21 protein-coding genes and 1 pseudogene are annotated in these 17,848 nt (G+C 42.7%); 21 read left to right on the top strand and 1 reads right to left on the bottom strand.

Features of this window, described 5'->3' with window-relative positions; all coding sequences use genetic code 11:
* Positions 1-4 precede the first annotated feature (4 nt).
* The 8 genes from sigF (at position 5) to QR721_RS07380 (ending at position 6,368) form a co-directional block, all read left to right on the top strand.
* Positions 5-763 (top strand): RNA polymerase sporulation sigma factor SigF, encoded by a 759-nt coding sequence (gene sigF / locus QR721_RS07415; protein WP_348025553.1) that lies wholly within the window; start codon positions 5-7, stop codon positions 761-763.
* A 100-nt stretch (positions 764-863) separates the two neighbouring features.
* Positions 864-1,481, top strand: coding sequence for a stage V sporulation protein AA (locus QR721_RS07410; RefSeq protein ID WP_348025552.1), 618 nt, complete (start codon positions 864-866; stop codon positions 1,479-1,481).
* Positions 1,459-1,887, top strand: a complete 429-nt coding sequence (locus tag QR721_RS07405) for a stage V sporulation protein AB (protein WP_348025551.1) — start codon at positions 1,459-1,461, stop codon at positions 1,885-1,887. Before QR721_RS07410 ends, QR721_RS07405 begins: the two co-directional genes overlap by 23 nt.
* 32 nt (positions 1,888-1,919) lie before the next feature.
* On the top strand, positions 1,920-3,404 hold the full coding sequence (locus tag QR721_RS07400; RefSeq protein ID WP_348025550.1) for a spore germination protein: 1,485 nt from the start codon (positions 1,920-1,922) through the stop codon (positions 3,402-3,404).
* 117 nt (positions 3,405-3,521) lie between these two features.
* Entirely contained in the window at positions 3,522-4,829 is a 1,308-nt protein-coding gene (gene lysA, locus QR721_RS07395; RefSeq protein ID WP_348025549.1) for a diaminopimelate decarboxylase, read from the top strand.
* Between the two features lie 80 nt (positions 4,830-4,909).
* Positions 4,910-5,344 (top strand): peptidylprolyl isomerase, encoded by a 435-nt coding sequence (locus QR721_RS07390; RefSeq protein ID WP_348025548.1) that lies wholly within the window; start codon positions 4,910-4,912, stop codon positions 5,342-5,344.
* Positions 5,345-5,399: 55 nt separating this feature from the next.
* Positions 5,400-5,855 (top strand): M50 family metallopeptidase, encoded by a 456-nt coding sequence (locus QR721_RS07385; RefSeq protein ID WP_348025547.1) that lies wholly within the window; start codon positions 5,400-5,402, stop codon positions 5,853-5,855.
* A 147-nt stretch (positions 5,856-6,002) separates the two neighbouring features.
* Positions 6,003-6,368, top strand: a complete 366-nt coding sequence (locus QR721_RS07380; RefSeq protein ID WP_348025546.1) for a GNAT family N-acetyltransferase — start codon at positions 6,003-6,005, stop codon at positions 6,366-6,368.
* Positions 6,369-6,413: 45 nt separating this feature from the next.
* On the opposite strand, the gene QR721_RS07375 is transcribed toward QR721_RS07380, so the two are convergent.
* Positions 6,414-6,506, bottom strand: a complete 93-nt coding sequence (locus tag QR721_RS07375) for a YjcZ family sporulation protein (RefSeq protein ID WP_348025545.1) — start codon at positions 6,504-6,506, stop codon at positions 6,414-6,416.
* Positions 6,507-6,604: 98 nt separating this feature from the next.
* On the opposite strand from QR721_RS07375, the gene QR721_RS07370 reads away from it, so the two are divergent.
* From QR721_RS07370 to QR721_RS07310, 13 genes and pseudogenes are all read left to right on the top strand, one after another.
* Positions 6,605-7,345, top strand: a complete 741-nt coding sequence (locus QR721_RS07370) for a segregation/condensation protein A (protein WP_348025544.1) — start codon at positions 6,605-6,607, stop codon at positions 7,343-7,345.
* A 30-nt stretch (positions 7,346-7,375) separates the two neighbouring features.
* A complete protein-coding gene (gene scpB, locus QR721_RS07365; RefSeq protein ID WP_348029807.1) occupies positions 7,376-7,942 on the top strand; it encodes an SMC-Scp complex subunit ScpB in 567 nt (188 codons plus the stop codon).
* Positions 7,943-8,039: 97 nt separating this feature from the next.
* Positions 8,040-8,813, top strand: a pseudogene (locus tag QR721_RS07360) (D-alanyl-D-alanine carboxypeptidase family protein); the annotation flags it as partial.
* Between the two features lie 104 nt (positions 8,814-8,917).
* Positions 8,918-9,505, top strand: a complete 588-nt coding sequence (locus QR721_RS07355; protein ID WP_348025542.1) for a nucleoside recognition domain-containing protein — start codon at positions 8,918-8,920, stop codon at positions 9,503-9,505.
* A 13-nt stretch (positions 9,506-9,518) separates the two neighbouring features.
* Positions 9,519-10,049, top strand: coding sequence for a spore maturation protein (locus tag QR721_RS07350; protein WP_348025541.1), 531 nt, complete (start codon positions 9,519-9,521; stop codon positions 10,047-10,049).
* A 77-nt stretch (positions 10,050-10,126) separates the two neighbouring features.
* The gene (locus QR721_RS07345) at positions 10,127-10,846 is read left to right on the top strand and encodes a pseudouridine synthase (protein ID WP_348025540.1); all 720 of its coding nucleotides are present in this window, start codon (positions 10,127-10,129) and stop codon (positions 10,844-10,846) included.
* Between the two features lie 65 nt (positions 10,847-10,911).
* Positions 10,912-11,496 carry a thiol-disulfide oxidoreductase ResA gene (gene resA / locus QR721_RS07340; RefSeq protein ID WP_348025539.1) on the top strand — a complete coding sequence of 195 codons (585 nt, stop codon included), beginning with the start codon at positions 10,912-10,914 and terminating at the stop codon, positions 11,494-11,496.
* Position 11,497: 1 nt separating this feature from the next.
* Complete coding sequence (resB, locus tag QR721_RS07335; RefSeq protein WP_348025538.1) at positions 11,498-13,165, top strand: cytochrome c biogenesis protein ResB; 1,668 nt, start codon at positions 11,498-11,500, stop codon at positions 13,163-13,165.
* Positions 13,162-14,358: a c-type cytochrome biogenesis protein CcsB gene (gene ccsB / locus QR721_RS07330; protein ID WP_348025537.1), complete on the top strand. Its 1,197-nt coding sequence runs from the start codon at positions 13,162-13,164 to the stop codon at positions 14,356-14,358. The genes resB and ccsB overlap by 4 nt, the downstream gene beginning before the upstream one ends.
* A gap of 74 nt (positions 14,359-14,432) precedes the next feature.
* Entirely contained in the window at positions 14,433-15,149 is a 717-nt protein-coding gene (locus QR721_RS07325) for a response regulator transcription factor (RefSeq protein WP_348025536.1), read from the top strand.
* Positions 15,149-16,918: an ATP-binding protein gene (locus QR721_RS07320; protein WP_348025535.1), complete on the top strand. Its 1,770-nt coding sequence runs from the start codon at positions 15,149-15,151 to the stop codon at positions 16,916-16,918. The genes QR721_RS07325 and QR721_RS07320 overlap by 1 nt, the downstream gene beginning before the upstream one ends.
* The gene (locus QR721_RS07315; RefSeq protein WP_348025534.1) at positions 16,918-17,337 is read left to right on the top strand and encodes a DUF4430 domain-containing protein; all 420 of its coding nucleotides are present in this window, start codon (positions 16,918-16,920) and stop codon (positions 17,335-17,337) included. The genes QR721_RS07320 and QR721_RS07315 overlap by 1 nt, the downstream gene beginning before the upstream one ends.
* Complete coding sequence (locus QR721_RS07310; protein ID WP_348025533.1) at positions 17,334-17,846, top strand: ECF transporter S component; 513 nt, start codon at positions 17,334-17,336, stop codon at positions 17,844-17,846. Before QR721_RS07315 ends, QR721_RS07310 begins: the two co-directional genes overlap by 4 nt.
* Positions 17,847-17,848 lie beyond the last annotated feature (2 nt).

The raw sequence follows: 17,848 nt of genomic DNA, 5'->3' as shown, positions 1-17,848 counted from the left end.
CTCCATGGATGTATTTGTAAAACGTGATAATCAGACCGGAACTTTATCGGATGAAGAAGTGAAGAAATATATCCAGCTCAGTCAGGAAGGTGACAGAGAAGCAAGGGATCTGCTCGTTGAGAGGAATGTTCGGCTTGTATGGTCGGTCGTTCAGCGTTTCATCAACCGAGGGTATGAGCCAGATGACCTTTTCCAGATTGGCAGCATTGGGCTGATCAAATCCATCGACAAATTTGATCTCAGTTACGATGTGCGTTTTTCCACTTATGCAGTGCCTATGATCATTGGCGAGATTCAGCGCTTCATACGTGATGACGGCACAATTAAGGTGAGTCGATCTCTTAAAGAAACGGGCAATAAAATTCGCCGTAAGAAAGATGAATTGACGAAAGAACTCGGCAGATCTCCGACAATCACTGAGATTGCGACAGCCCTGGAACTTCCCCCAGAAGATATTATCCAGGCGCAGGAAGCGGCGCGAGCACCTCAGTCAATTCATGAAACTGTCTATGAAAATGACGGTGATCCAATTACTTTGCTTGACCAGATCGCAGACAAAGACACAAATTGGTTCGATAAATTGACGCTCCATGAAGCGATTAAAGAGCTGAATGAGCGAGAGCGGCTAATTGTTTATTTGCGTTATTTTAAAGATCAGACTCAATCTGAAGTGGCTGCGAGACTTGGCATTTCTCAAGTTCAAGTATCGCGTCTCGAGAAGAAAATCTTACAAGATATAAAGTTGTCCATGAACGTTCCGTAAGCACTGCCATACAGGCAGTGCTTTTTTTCATGCAAAATATGATAAAACAGCCGCCTTTGACCAATACTAAAGCAAGACATCTTTATTGGAAGGTGGGCATATGGGAAAAATCGTCTACATTCGCATGAAGAAATATGTCAAAACGAGTGGCACTCCGTTATTACGGTTGCGTGATATCGCTTTAGTTGAGACTTTCTCAGAAGCGAAAGAGAAGCTGGAGAAACAACAAATTTATAAAGTTACTGAAAAAGACAGCAATTACATTGTCATTGACGGGTTCATGGTCATTCGTCATTTGCAGGAATCAGACCCATCACTGGAAATACAGCTTATTGGACCGAATCAGACAATCATTCATGTTGAAACAGAGAAAAAGAGTATGCCGGTTTGGATGGCAGCGGCAGTGTGGATCATCCTTTTTATCGGGTCTGCAATGACAATCATGAATTTTCACTACGATGTGTCCATGCAGGAAGTCCAGCAAAAACTGCATTATTTGCTCACCGGAAAACAAGAGAAGTATCCACTTTCCATCCAAGTGCCCTATTCGTTTGGACTCGGAATTGGCATGCTTGTTTTCTTCAATCACTGGTTCAAAAAACGTTTCAATGAGGAGCCGAGCCCTCTTGAAGTGGAAATTTTTAAATACCAGCAAAGCATGAAAGAGTACATCATTGACAAGGAGAATGGGCTGAATGGTCCGAGCCATCGCAGCTGAAGCTGGGCAAATCTTGCTCGGCTTCTCAAGCGGACTGGCAGTCGGAGCCGGTTTTGTAGCTTTCATTACTGTACTTGGTGTAATTCCACGTCTCGTTCAGCTGGCAAGGGCAGAAAAGCATATTCGCCTGTTCGGAACCTGTGCAACCGCAGGAGCTCTTATGGGAACATATTTGTCTTTCACAGGATGGACATGGAGTGTGCCTGTAATTGTGCTTGCGGTTTGGGGACTGCTACATGGCCTTTTCGTTGGCATGCTTGCTGCTGCATTAACCGAAATACTGAACGTTTTTCCAATTTTATCAAAGCGTCTCCGACTAGAGAGATACTTGAAATGGCTGATCATGGCGTTCGTTTTCGGGAAAATTGCAGGATCGCTCTTTCAGTGGCTCAGTTTTGTTAAATAGCAATGACATCGTAATGAAAGGAGTGTCTTGGTTTGGCGAGAACTGAGAGTAAACAGCCTATCTCACCCAAAATAAAAGATACGGAACAATATATGAAAGACCGGATTGGCACAGGTGTATCCTATGATGTTGGTTTCCGCGAGATCGTCGTGTTGAAACAACAGCTTCAGCTTTATTATGTCAATGGACTATGTGATTCAGCACTTGTAGTTGAAATCATGAAAAAACTGATTGAAATCAATGACTTTGAAAGCAATCGTAAAAAGCTAAAAGAGATTGTCCAGAATCGTCTTGTCCATGAACAGGTAGAAATTGTAGAAACAATGGATGAAGCCGTTGACCAACTGCTCGCAGGTCTCATCGTCATTTTCTTAGATGGAGAAAAGCTTGCTTTCGTCGTTGACTTGAGGTCATATCCAGGCAGAAATCCGGAAGAACCAGATACGGAAAGGGTTATCCGTGGTTCTCGCGATGGTTACACAGAAAATATTGTGCTTAACACAGCACTTACACGACGCAGGGTAAGGGATGCAAGATTAAGAAATGAAATGCTGAAAGTGGGGGAACGTTCCAGAACGGATATATGTATAAGTTACATCGAGGATATTGCTGATGATGGACTTGTCCGCGAAGTGAAGGACAAAGTGAGCGCAATAGATATTGATGGACTTGCCATGGCTGATAAAACAGTGGATGAATTCATTTTGGATTCAAAATGGAACTTGTATCCGCTCGTCCGTTATACGGAAAGGCCAGATGTCGCAGCTGCTCACCTTCTGGAAGGGCATGTGCTTATCATGACGGACACATCACCAAGTGTCATCATCATACCTACAACATACTTTCACCATTTACAGCATGCGGAAGAATATAGGCAATCGCCTACAGTCGGCACATTTGTAAGATGGGTTCGCTTCATTGCAGTTTTTCTGTCCATCTACTTGTTGCCACTATGGTTGCTATTTGTGACAAAACCTGAACTGCTTCCTAAGATGCTTGATTTTATCGGACCTAATAAAACAGGTGAGATTCCAATATTTTTACAAATAATTGTCGCTGAAATTGGGGTTGAGTTTCTGAGGATGGCAGCCATTCATACGCCGACTCCGCTAACAACTGCACTCGGCCTCATAGCGGCCGTGCTTGTCGGTCAAATCGCAGTGGATGTTGGTCTCTTTTCTCCGGAAGTCATTTTGTATGTGGCAATTAGCGTTATCGGTTCCTATGTAACACCGAGTTATGAGCTTAGTGTATCAAATAAGCTTGCAAAGCTATTCCTTCTAGTTATGACAGCACTGTTCGGTGTCGTAGGTTTCATGATTGGTATTACAGTGAACCTTCTAGTTCTTGTTAAAACACGAGCTTTGAAAACACCGTACCTATGGCCATTTATACCGTTCAATGCCTATGCAATGCTTCATATCGTTTTTCGTATTCCAGTACCATTTGCAGACAAACGACCTAGTATTACACATCCGAAGAATGTTTACAGGCAACCTCGTAAGAAAAACAGCTGAACATCCAGAATAGAAAGCAATATCCCCCAATTCGCAAAATACAGGAAAATCTTTTGTTTTTCGCGTTAATGTGATAAAGTATAGATTATTTTCCTATATTAGAACGGGGGACATCTTATGTTGCACAAACATCCTTTTGAAGTAAATGCTAGCGGACATCTTGAGATTGGCGGAATCGATGCTATGGAACTGGCTCAAAAATATGGTACGCCTCTTTATGTTTATGATGTTGGAATTATCCGTAGAAATGCTCGCGCTTTTGTCGAAACATTCGAACGTCTTGGCGCAAAGGCACAAGTTGCATATGCAAGCAAGGCATTTTCAGCAGTTGCCATGGTAGAAGTGGCAAAGCAGGAGAAGCTCAGCCTTGATGTAGTATCGGAAGGCGAGCTTTATACAGCAATTCAGGCTGGTTTCCCGACAGAAAAAATCCATTTGCACGGCAATAATAAAAGCAGGGCAGAACTTGAAATGGCTATCGAGAAAGAAATAGGCTGTATTGTAGTCGATAATTTCTACGATATTGAGCTGATTGGCGAAATTCTAGAAAAAGAAGACAAACAAATTGATGTACTCATGCGTGTAACACCTGGAATTGAATCCAAAACACATAAATACATCATGACTGGGAATGAAGATTCTAAATTCGGTTTCAACCTTGCAAATGGACAAGCAGATCAGGGATTCAATTTGCTTCATAATCATACGCGAATCCGCTTCAAAGGAATCCATTGCCATATCGGATCACAAATTTTTGAAACTGATCGCTTCGTTGTTGCGGTTGATGCTCTGTTTAAACAACTGGAGAAATGGAAAGAAGCTCATGGCTTTGTACCGGAAGTGCTCAACCTCGGCGGCGGTTTTGGAATCCGCTATACATCGAACGATGAGCCGTTGCCATATGAACACTATGTAGAAAGCATCTATGCTGAAGTTGTAAAGCAGTCTGAAAAGCTTGATATTCCGGTTCCGGAAATCTGGATTGAGCCAGGCCGCTCTATTGTTGGAAACGCAGCGATTACTTTGTACACAATCGGTTCCTTTAAAGATATTCCGGGTATCCGTGAGTACGTCTCTATCGATGGTGGCATGAGTGATAATCTTCGCCCGGCGCTATACGAAGCAAAATATGAAGCAGTAATCGCGGACCGTCCGGAAGCAAAACAGGAGAAAACAGTATCAATCGCAGGAAAGTGCTGTGAGTCAGGAGACATGCTGATTTGGGACCTACCTGTGCCTGAAATCAATCCTGGTGATATTCTCGCTGTTTTTGCAACAGGAGCTTACGGTTACTCGATGGCAAACAACTACAATCGTTTTGGACGCCCAGCGGTCGTTTTCGCTGAAAATGGCAAAGAGAAACTTGTAATTAAGCGTGAGACTTACGAAGATGTCGTGAAAAACGACCTTTCCTACTTGTCCTGATTCTCTTCTCTTTTCACAACTCACTATAAATGGTAAGATGAATTGAATTCATCGACTGTAACAGAAGGAGATGTCATATAATGGCAAAAACAGGACATATTTTGATGGAAAATGGCGACAAAATCGAATTTGAATTGTACCCGGAAGAAGCACCTGGTACTGTAGCTAACTTTGAAAAGTTGGCGAATGAACATTTCTATGATGGCTTGACATTCCACCGTGTCATCCCTGGATTTGTCAGTCAGGGTGGTTGCCCGACCGGTAACGGTACTGGGTCTGCAGGATATACAATTAAATGTGAGACAGAGGGCAATCCTCATAAGCATGTGGAAGGATCTCTTTCCATGGCACATGCCGGCAAGGATACAGGAAGCTGCCAGTTCTTCATCGTTCATGAGCCGCAACCGCATCTGAACGGTGTGCATACTGTATTTGGACAGGTCACTTCAGGCATCGACAAAGCGAAAGCTATGAATAATGGCGATGTAATGAAAGAAGTACGAGTAGAAGGCTAATTATGAAACGGGCTTAGTGCGGAATGTGCTAAGCCTGTTTTGCGGAGAACTTTGAATGCAACTTTTTATTGAAATGTGTCTATTCCTCCTTATTGCAGCTCCCTTATCAATTATGATTCATGAGGCTGGTCATGCAACAGTAGCGTATTTTTGTGGAGCGGATGAGATTGTAATCTCAATTGGTATCGGCAAAAAGATTGCCTATTTGCGCTTTGCAGGCTTCAGTTTGATCATAAGGTTGTATTGGATATCGGGAGGCAGCACTTCAGGAGTGGAAAAACCGGGCCTAAAACATTGGCAGAGGGCTGCAGTATCTCTCGGCGGACCAATGGCAAGTGGTATTATGGCACTTCTGTTTTATGTTATACATGTACCAGTTTTTCAATTTACGGGGGAATTGACGTTCCTCTTCAATTTATGGATTGCTTGCATTAACTTCCTTCCATTTAAAATAGGAAATCTGGAATCGGATGGGTACTCTGCTATATCAAGGCTAATGGCAAAAGAATGAACAGGAACTCATCATTTTCCTGTCAATTGACAAAAAAACGGACTTCGTGCATAACTATATATGTATGTGGATTTTTAAAAGACGAAGCCAGACGGTGAACGCACATTTTATATACTAGCCGTGAATTAATTTTAATGAGGGGTCAATATGCTAACTCGCTATAAAAAGAACTTGGAAAAGATTGCGATGGGGCTGCTTTCCTTCATGCCCGAAGAAAAAGATGTCAAAAAGCTGCAACAGACCGTTAAGGAATATGAGACAAATCCGGACTGGCACCTTTACTTTTGGAGAGAAGATGACATTCTTGGGATTATAGGCATTAAGATTGAGGAAGGAACACATGCTGTCCTCCAGCACATCTCAGTAAACCCTTCATACAGGAATCAGGGGATTGGTCGCAAGATGATCAATGAAGTGAAAAAAATGTATGATGGCAAGTATGAGTTCAGCGCGGATGACTTCACAGGTGATTTTCATCGCAAATGCGAAGATGAACAGGTTGGGGAAAAGTAGAAAACCAGCTCCATAAATGAGCTGGTTTTCCTGCTTTTACCGGACTTAATATACCCAAGCAGCTCCCACAATGATCAAAAGGATGAACAATACTACAAGCAAAGCGAAACCTCCACCGTAACCTACACCTGTACTCATGGCTGATTCCTCCTTGTTTTTTGTGGTCCTTACACGATTAGCTTATGTCCAGCCCGAAAAGATGTCTGGGCGTTTGGTATGAGGAGATGCATGAATTTATGAACGAAGGATATGAAGTAAAACTAGATATATTTGAAGGCCCGCTTGACCTGCTCCTACACCTGATCAATAAATTGGAAATAGACATATACGACATTCCAGTGGCAGTTATAACAGAGCAGTATGTTGAATACATACGCCAGCTGCAGGAACTGGAATTGAATATTGCTGGAGAATATTTGGTAATGGCCGCAACTTTGCTTGCACTTAAAAGCAAGATGCTCCTACCGCGACAGGAAGTGCCTGAGCCGGATGAGGAGTATGAGGAAGATCCACGCGAAGAATTGATGGATCGTCTCATTACATATCAGACTTTCAAGGAAGCTGCACGCAAGCTGCAGGAAAAAGAAGAGAAGTCTGTTTTTACAAGAGCGCCCTCTGTGCCGCCTGAAGAAAATAATGAAGCCGAGCATACAGCACCAGCGCCGACAGAGAGTACAGTTTACGATTTGATCAGTGCGCTAGGAAATATGTTGGAACGAAAAGAATGGGAGAAACCTTCTTTTGCTACGGTAACAAGGTCGGAAATTCCGGTTGAAGAAAGAATGAGAGAAATCGTTCTTCTTCTTGAGAATGCACCGCAGGGACTCCGGTTTGAAACGCTATTCCAGTATCCTTCCAAAGCTCATATTGTAGCGACTTTCCTTGCACTGTTGGAGCTGCTTAAAAACGGTCGTATCAATTGTCATCAGGAAAGGCAGTTTTCAGATATGCATATCGGACTAATTAAAAGCCGATAAAAAGGGGGGATTCCTTTGGAACATGCACATATGGATGCTGCAGTTGAAGCATTGCTATTTGCCAGCGGGGATGAAGGTGTGACGCTGCGGCAAATTCAAAGCATCCTTTCTATTAAGCCGGATCAGGCAGGAGAATCTTTATCGCGCCTTTCAGAACGCTACAGTAAAGATCAAAGCGGACTCGCTATTATGAAATCAGGCGATGTCTATTTTTTTGCGACGAAACCGGAAATGGCTAGCTATTGCAGAAAATTATTTGAAACAGCACAGCCGGCAAGACTTTCACAAGCATCGTTGGAAACTTTGGCAATTATAGCTTATCGGCAGCCAATAACAAAAACAGAAATTGAAGAAATACGCGGAGTGAAAAGTGATCGGCCAATTCATACGCTGATGCAGCGAGAACTTATAGAAGAAGCAGGAAGGAAAGAAACGATTGGACGCCCGATATTATTCCGGACTAGCAAATTGTTTCTTATCTCATTTGGTCTTACTTCCCTTATGGAATTGCCGCCTTTGGAGTTGCCGGACGATGGCAAGGAAAAAACAGAGGCAGATCTTTTCTTCAGGACTTTGCAAAAAGAGCAGGAACATTAAACATGTCATGGCCTAAGCCATGACATGTTTTTTCATAGGAAGGACAAACTGAGCATACATTCTAGGGAACTAACTTTTTTACCGGGGAGGACAAGGGATGCGTATATTCCCGCTATGTTTGGCTTGTCTGCTGCTGTTTCTCTTTCCGGCGAAGGAAATTGCTGCTCAGGGTGTTTCTGCAAATAATGCCGTCTTGCTTGATCAAAAGAGCGGGAAAGTTCTTTTTGAAAAGAGAGCTCATGAGAAGCAGTCTATTGCCAGCATAACAAAAGTGATGACTGCTATTATAGCAATCGAGTCGGGGAAAATGGATGAGATCGCCAAAACAAGCCGAAAAGCAATTTATACAGAAGGCTCTTCTATTTATTTGGAGCAAGGCGAGAAAATGAACGTGGAAGATCTTGTGTATGGGCTCATGCTTCGATCTGGCAATGACTCAGCAATCGCAATTGCCGAACAAATCGGTGGCAGTGAAGAGGGTTTTGTTCATTTGATGAATGAAAAAGCAGCTTGGATTGGCATGCAAAATACACATTTTGATAATCCGCATGGCCTTGAATCAGACACTCATTATTCAACAGCCTATGATATGGCATTGCTTATGCGGTATGCGATGGAAAACAAGGAATTCCAAAAGATTTCCGGAACAAAAATGCATAAAGCAGAGTCACGATCATATGCCTGGAAAAACAAAAATCGCCTTCTTACAGAAAAGTACAGATATTGTACGGGCGGAAAAACAGGGTTCACGAAAAAAGCGGGGAGAACCCTTCTAACAACAGCGGAGAAAGATGGACATGCACTTGTAGTCGTTACTTTAAACGCTCCAGATGATTGGAATGATCATATCCAGCTTTATGAGTATGGATTCGGACGTCTCACGGAGGAAACGGCAAGTACTATTAATGATGAGTCAAGTTTCCTTAAAGATGTCCAAGTGATGTTTTTACGGATTCTGAAAGTGAGGTGAGCTGAATGATCAACATCATCTGGGCTGCAATGGCAGTCATCGGCATTGTGTATGCGGCTCTTTTCGGCAATATGGACGCAGTGAACAAAGCAATTTTTCAAAGTGCAGATGATGCTGTGGCCCTTACAATCGGGCTCGTTAGTGTTCTCGTTTTCTGGCTTGGTATTATGAAGGTTGCTGAGCAGGCAGGTATGCTAAAAATGCTGGCCAAAGCTCTTAGTCCACTGATTAGTCGTATCTTCCCTGAAGTGCCAAAGGATCATCCGGCAATGGGTTATATTTTATCCAATATAACGGCAAACCTCTTCGGACTTGGTAATGCGGCAACACCAATGGGAATAAAAGCGATGAAAGAATTAAAAAATCTCTCGGGCTCGAATGAAGCTTCACGCTCAATGATTACATTTATGGCTATCAACACAGCTGGCTTGACACTGATTCCTTCTACTGTGATTGCCATTCGGCTTAAATACGGATCAGCTTCACCTACGGAAATTGTCGGACCGACGTTGCTCGCGACTATCATTGGACTAACTGGTGCCCTATGTTTGGACAGGTTATTCTATTATCTTGACCGGCGCAAGTCCGGCTGATTGGAGGAGTACTATGAGCATTCTTACAGGGATCAGTGTCTGGCTGATCCCTCTTTTCATAGCGACAGTACTTGTAGTAGCGACCATTAAGCGTGTCCCGGCCTATGAAGCATTCGTTGAAGGCGGCAAGGAAGGCGCAAAAATGGCTTTGTCCCTGTTGCCATTTCTCGTTGGCATGATTGTAGCAATTTCTATTTTGCGGAGCTCGGGTGCGCTTGATGCAGCAATTGGACTTATTGCTCCTTTTCTTGCGTATATAGGCGTACCTTCCGAAATACTTCCACTTGCGCTGATCAGGCCGATTTCAGGAACAGCAGCACTCGGCATGACTACAGACATCATCAGCAGTTTTGGAGCCGACAGCTTCATCGGCAGGCTTGCCGCAACAATGCAAGGTTCCACGGATACGACACTTTATATACTGACGGTATACTTTGGTGCAGTTGGCATCAATCGTATGAAATACGCATTAAAGGTTGGACTATTGGCGGATCTAATTGGTATAATAGCATCAATCATTATTGTTACAATAATATTTGGTTAAGTGACGAGTGCAGTGCTGGCCTAAGACCGGTTCTGCACTTTTGTTCAAATTTAAAGAGAAGACATGGTGATCAATTAATGGAAAGATTGCAGAAAGTTATTGCCCACAGTGGTATTGCTTCAAGAAGAAAAGCTGAACAGATGATTCTTGACGGTCTTGTTAAAGTGAACGGTGAGACAGTAACTGAACTAGGGACTAAGGTTTCTCCGACTGACAGAATAGAAGTTGAAGGGGAGCAGATTAAGAAAGAGAAACTCGCCTATTATGTGTTCTACAAACCCCGCGGTGTCATCTCCAGTGTTAAGGATGACAAAGACCGCAAGACAGTAACGGATTTCTTCGGACACGTTGGAGAACGTCTATTCCCTGTCGGACGTCTGGATTATGATTCATCGGGATTGTTGATCATGACGAATGATGGTGAATTTGCCAACATGCTCATGCACCCGCGCCACGGCATCAAAAAGGTTTATGTTGCTAAAATCAAAGGGATTCCAACTTCTGAACAGTTGAAACAGCTTAAAAGGGGTGTTCGTTCAGAAAAAGATCTGTTAAAAGCAATCAGATATGATGTTATTTCAACAGACAGAAAAAAGAATACTATGATAATCCAGCTCACACTCGAGGAAGGGAAGAACCGTCATATAAGACGCATGATGGAAGGATTAGGTTTCCCTGTTCTCAAACTAAAGCGTGAAAGATATGGCACGCTTACTCTTGACAGTTTGCAGCCAGGCGAGTCGCGCCCGCTGGCACCTCATGAAATTAAGGCACTTCGGAAACAAGTCTCCCTCTAATTGTTTCCGAATTGTCGAAATTCAGCATACAATCAATGTTATACTTATTATTGGAGGTGAACAGCATGAGTTTGGAAGATCGGATAAACAGCAAGAAAGGAAAAAAAAGAAAGCGCTTGCTGTTCCGTTCGGCAATCCTTGTCGTCCTCGTAGGTGCGACGACGTTTGCCCTCATTTCTAATTTCACAAGAGATAAGGAAACATATGCTGAAGGGGACAAGGCTCCGGATTTTAAGCTTTCCCAACTGAATAAAGCGAATCCCGAGGATGCGGTACAGCTCAGTAAACTGAAAGAGAAAGGGATCATGCTTAATTTCTGGGCAACTTATTGTCCGCCATGTGAAAGAGAGATGCCTTACATACAGTCCATGTATGACAAATACAAGGATCAGGGTATTGCCATCGTTTCCGTCAATTTAGACTCAACTGAACTCGTCGTTCAGAATTTCATTGACAAATACGATCTGACATTCCCGGTTCTCCGCGACAAGGATATGACAGTGAGGGATTTGTATGGAATTAAGCCAATACCAAGTTCTATTTTCATCAATCCCGAAGGTAAAATTGTCCGAAAAGTGAACGGAGAACTAGACGAGGATTCACTGGAAAGTTATTTGAAGGAAATCCAGTCAGGACAGGGTGGTAATTAAAATGAACAGGATCAAATGTGAATGTGGTCATGTCAACCCTGAAGGAACAGTTCTTTGTGAAGCATGTGGTAAACCGATTGACGAAAAAGAATATAACAGCGGCGGGCTTGCGAACATGCGCTATGATGGAAGCGCCCGTCGGTCCCAAGTCTATCAAACTTCCATTGTAGATAGAGTATGGGCCTTTTTTTCTTCGGTAAAAGTAGGTATCTGGCTAATAGTCCTGACTTTGGTCGCCTCGGCCATTGGAACACTTCTTCCACAAGAAATGTACATACCGGCTGAGGCAGTTTCAAGGGATCCGTCTATATTTTATGAGGATCGTTATGGATTGCCTGGAAAAATCTATTATCAGCTTGGCTTCCATAATCTTTATAGTTCTTGGTGGTACATAACATTAGTTGCTCTAATTGGGATCTCGCTCGTCATTTGCAGTCTTGATAGAGTCGTTCCTTTATACAGAGCGTTAAAAAAGCAAAAGCCGAAACGTCATGAAATGTTCTTGCGCAAACAGCGTCTCTTCTCTGTGACAGAAGGAATTGAGCATAAGGCAGAACTTACCGATAATTTGCGCAAACAGCGATATCGAATTCGTGAAGAAGACGGTCACATCGCTGCCGAAAAAGGACGCTTCTCAAGATGGGGTCCTTATATCAATCATATTGGTCTAATTATCATCCTTCTTGCATCCATACTGCGATTCACTCCACTAATGTACAAAGATGCAGCAGTCTCCGTACGCGAAGGAGAGAGAATCGTTATCCCAGGAACAGATGGTGCCTATTACATCGAGAACGAGAAGTTTATCCTTGAGACGTATGGAGAAAAAGATGAAAAGTTCAAAGATGCGATTGAAAAAAGAGGCGATGTAGCCAAAAATTATCAGACGAATGCTGTCATATACAAAACGAAAGAAGGCGCAGTTCCAGGAGAGGATCCTAAGCTTGAGCAATACAAATCAGGTGAAATTCGAATGAATCAGCCTCTAAAGTTCGATGGTTATGCATTGTACCAGCGAAACTATCAGCTGAATGAATTCAAAGATATGACCTTCAAGCTTGTTCCAAAAGACAACCGTGATGCAAAACCGGTTGATTCCTTTAAAGTTGACCTGACCTCGCCTGAAAAAGAGTACAAGTTAAAAGACGGCTATAAAGTTCAGCTGACCCAGTTCTATCCTGATTATTTTCTGAATGAGGATAAAGAAGGCGGTCCGCAGCCGGATTCAAAGTCTCCTTATCCGCGAAACCCGGCATTTGTGTTCTCGGTCTATGAAAAAGATGCAAAAAATCCTGAGGTCAGTTTTGCTGGCATTGGTCAGAATATTGATGCATCAGGCAAGAACAAATATAAACTTGCCATCGCTGATTTCACGACGAGAAATGTAAGCGGTCTTACGGTACGAAGAGATTATACATTGCCGTTTTATATCATTGGTGCGGCTATCTTCATGATTGGTGTAATTCAAGGCATGTATTGGCAACACCGCCGTGTTTGGATACACCCGACTGATGACGGCAAACTTCTCCTAGCTGCTCATACGAACAAAAACTGGTTCAGCCTGCAGCGGGATATTGAGCGGGCAATAGGTAATCTGCCAATTAATTCTCCAGAGGATCAACAGGAACTAGACAAAGAGAGAGATAGGGAAAGTGGGGAAAATGAATGAGCACGGAAGAACTGATTAAAGTAAGCGGTACAGCTCTCTATACCGCTTTCATCCTTTATCTGATTGCAACCTTCTTCTTTGGAGCAACAATCCGTGACCAAAAGCAAAAGGATAAAATAGGCTTCAGTGGAAAAATAGGCATAGGGCTTACGATAATTGGATTTCTTGCCCAAGCTGTCTATTTTATAACTAGGTGGATTGCAAGCGGACATGCACCAGTAAGTAATATGTTTGAATTTGTAACGTTTTTTGGCATGACAATCATCCTTGGCTTTATAATTCTTTGGTTCATTTATAGAGTGAATGTGCTTGGTCTCTTCGCTTTGCCGGTAGCGATGCTGATCATTGCCTATGCAAGCATGTTCCCGCGTGATATTGCGCCCCTCGTACCGTCTTTGCAAAGCCATTGGCTGTACATCCATGTTACAACAGTATCACTTGGCAATGGCATCCTGACGATCAGTTTCGTAGCTGGTCTCATCTATTTAATACGTCAGATTGACCAGTCTACATTGAATATGAGAAGTTTCTTCCTGGAAGTTGTAATGTTCAGCCTATATATATTCATCGGGTTCAGCCTGATTACAGTCATATTCAATTCAATTGGCTATAATGCCGAGTTTGAATACAATGCTGATGGGAAGACTTTAAACACAACATACCATTTGCCTGCCATTGCCGGACCCAATGAAGGTAAACTTCTTTCAAAAGATGTTATGAAGCCTTGGGTAGAAACCCCGTCATGGTTCCATGGAGCGGATGCAGGTCGTAAATTTAACACATTAATTTGGTCTGTAATCGCTGGTGCAGTACTTTATGGTTTGACACTGCTTCTGTTCAGAAAGCGTGTGGGAGCCATTTTACAACCGCTCATGCAAAGAGTTAAGCCAGATCTCCTAGATGAAGTTTCTTACCGTTCTGTGGCAATCGGTTTTCCAGTTTTCACATTAGGAGGACTGATTTTCGCAGCGATATGGGCTCAGATTGCATGGGATCGCTTCTGGGGCTGGGATCCTAAAGAAGTATGGGCGCTTATTACGTGGTTCTTTTATGCCGCATTCTTGCACTTGAGGTTATCACGCGGCTGGCATGGAGAAAGATCTGCATGGCTTGCAGTTGTTGGATTTGCAATAATTATGTTCAACCTCGTAGCTGTCAATCTAATCCTGGCTGGCTTGCATTCCTACGCTTGACCAAACAGAGGACATGGCATTAAGTTTAACTTATGCCATGTTTTTTGTTTAAAAAATTTAAAAGGGATGAGAAGATGGAAACACAATACAAAGCACTGATTGCCGATGATGAAGATCGTATTCGAAGACTATTGCGCATGTATCTGGAAAGAGAAGATTTTGAAGTGGACGAAGCGGTAGATGGACAGGAGGCACTAGACCTCGCGCTTGAAAATGATTATGACGTTATCCTCCTCGATATCATGATGCCGGAAATGGATGGAATTACTGTTTGTGGCGGAATTCGGGAGAAGAAAACAACACCAATTCTTATGCTTACAGCTAAAGGCGAGGAAACAAACCGAGTACAGGGATTCGAAGTAGGAGCGGATGATTATATAGTGAAACCATTCAGTCCCCGTGAAGTAGTGCTTAGGGTGAAGGCGGTACTGCGTCGAACATCACCAGCAGATCGGAAAGAGGTTGACCCGTCGGCTAAGAATTTGCTTGTATTCCCACATTTATCTATAGACCTTGATGCGTACAGAGTCACTTCCGATAATGTGGAAATCCAGCTGACACCGAAGGAATTCGATCTACTCGTATTTTTGGCCAAGTCCCCGGATAAAGTGTTCAAACGAGAACAGCTGCTGAAAGAAGTATGGGAGTATGAATTCTTTGGTGACTTGCGAACAGTTGATACACATGTGAAGAGATTACGCGAGAAGCTGACAAGTGTATCAAAAGAAGCTGCCAAGATGATCGTAACTGTTTGGGGCGTCGGTTATAAATTTGATGTAGAGGCAAGCTGATGTTCTGGAGAAGTGTAGTTGGAAAGCTTGCTGTAACCATTTTACTGCTTGTATCATTTGTATTGCTCGTACTAACCATTCTGCTACTGGAGTTCTTTGAAAACTATCATATTGACGAAGCAAAAAAGCAGATGCTGCAGACTGCCGAGAAAGTATCAATTCTTTACGAAGAATATGACAGCAATTCCGTAATGGAGGAAACCGTAGAACGGGTAAAGGACCCGTCAAGCAGAGTTGCTCTTGTACTGAAAGATGGTACAGTATGGAATTCAAGTACGACAGATAAGTCCTTAGGCGAGAACCCTGAATTTTCTTGGTACCGTGATTACGGAGATTTTGACAAGCTTCTTAATAAAGAGAAAAAGATGCATAAAGAGGTCATGCTCCCGGGCACCGCTACAGAGGTAATGCTCGTCGGCATACGGCTTCCGAAAAATGAAGGAGCTGTCTATGTACTTCAATCACTCGAAATGATTAACCGTACAAAAGCGGAGACGACAAAAATAATTTTTGTTGCTGCCGGCACGGCGATCATCTTGACGACAGTCTTTGCCTTCTTCCTTTCCACTCGAATTACTGCCCCGCTAATAAAGATGCGAGAAGCTGCTTTCGATTTGGCGAGAGGCAAGTTTGATACAAAAGTTCCTATACTTACCCATGACGAAATCGGTGAACTTGCCATTGCATTTAATAGGATGGGCAGACAGTTAAATATGAATATCCAGGCGCTAAGTGAAGAGAAAGAGCAGCTCTCAAGCATTATGAACTCGATGGCTGATGGTGTTGCGACAATGAACCGCGAAGGGACACTTATCGTTTCTAATCCAACAGCAGAAATACTGTTTAATCATTATGCTGAGAATGAAGGCGAGGAAAGAAAAGTTCCACCAGGTTTGGCGGAGCTGCTGCAACAGATCATTGGTGGCGAAAAAGAAGTAGAAAAAGAAATTTCACATTCAGGCCGCTACTGGGTGATCATCATGACACCGCTCTATGATAAAGAGAATGAAGTACGTGGGGCTGTGGCAGTAATTCGTGATATGACAGCGGAACGGAGATTGGACAAACTTCGTAAAGACTTTATTGCGAATGTGTCGCATGAATTGCGGACACCGATTTCTCTGCTTCAAGGCTATAGTGAAGCGATTGTTGATGATATAGCAGAGACGGTTGAAGATAAGAATGAATTGGCCGGTATCATCCATGAAGAATCACTCCGAATGGGCCGCCTTGTCAATGAATTGCTCGATCTTGCTCGCATGGAATCAGGACAAATAACGTTGCACCCTACAGAAGTTCCGGTGCAAGAGTTTATTAGCAAAATTGCTAAGAAGTTTCAAGGAATCGCCCAGGAAAATAAAGTTGAGCTGAAAATCAACGTTAATAATGAAACAGCAAATGCATTCTTTGATCCAGACCGATTGGAGCAAGTATTCACGAATCTGATAGACAATGCTTTACGTCATACTGAAGAATTTGGTTCCGTCCAAATAGATGTCCGGAATACGAGAGAAGCATTTTCTGCTCAAATTTCCGATACGGGATCTGGGATTCCCCAAGAGGACCTTCCCTTTGTTTTTGAAAGATTCTACAAGGCGGATAAATCGAGAACGAGAAAGCAAAGGGGAACCGGTCTTGGACTATCCATCGCAAAGAACATCATGGAAGCACATGGCGGAACAATTTCTGTTTCAAGTGAAATCGGTAAAGGAACTGTTTTCAGCTTGACCGTACCTGATAATCTGAAAGAAGATAAAGGAATGATATGATGAAAAAATCTATAATTCAAATACTATTCGCTGCACTTCTTGTAATAACATTGGGCGCCTGCGGAAATCTAGAAAATACAGCAGAGAATCAAAAGTCCGAGAAACAAACAAATCAGACTGCAGAGCAGAATAAAGAAACAGTCAGCATTAGAATTATGAAAGGGAAAGATCTTGTTACACAGAAGGGTGTCGACATAAAAAAAGATGACATCTTGATGGATGTGATGAAAAGTACCTTTTCCATCAAAGAAGACAAAGGATTCATAACTAGTATAGAAGGAATCCACCCGAAAAAAGGTGAAGAGAACAATTACGGATGGCTCTATTATGTTAATGGAGATATGCCGAATGTTGGAGCGGCCGACTACAAACTCAAGCCGGGTGATAAAGTTATCTTTGAATATAAGGCATTTAAGTGATCAGCCATAATACTTACCGACTGACAGTCATTGCGATGTTAGGTGCTCTCGCAGTAATTGGAAGAATTGCTTTTGCCAATATACCCAATGTTCAGCCTGTAACAGTAATTGTAATTATGGCGGGCTTATTTCTGGGCGCAGGGCCAGCAATTATGCTCGCCATTGTCATTACATTTGTGACAAATATGTTGTTGGGCATGGGAATTTGGAGTGTATGGCAAGTTGTTTGCTGGGGAATGATTGGTGGCTTGAGCGGACTGTTTAGCCATCTTCTTTTAAGAGTGAATGTAATATTTCTAATCTTTTATTCAGTATTGTGCGGGTATGGATATGGCCTCCTAATCTCTATTCCTACCTTTCAGATCACAGGAGATTTCTGGCCTTACTATTTGGCTGGCTTGCCATTTGACACATATCATGCAATTGGAAATGCGTTTTTCATGGCTTTGCTTTACAAACCGTTATCTTATCTTTTGGAAAAGTATAATGAAAAATATTTGAGGAAATGAAA

The organism is Aciduricibacillus chroicocephali (assembly GCF_030762805.1).
In the GTDB taxonomy this organism is placed as follows: Bacteria; Bacillota; Bacilli; order Bacillales; family Amphibacillaceae; genus Aciduricibacillus; species Aciduricibacillus chroicocephali.
Note: the sequence above shows the minus strand (reverse complement) of the source record. Positions and strands in the feature narration are given on the sequence as shown.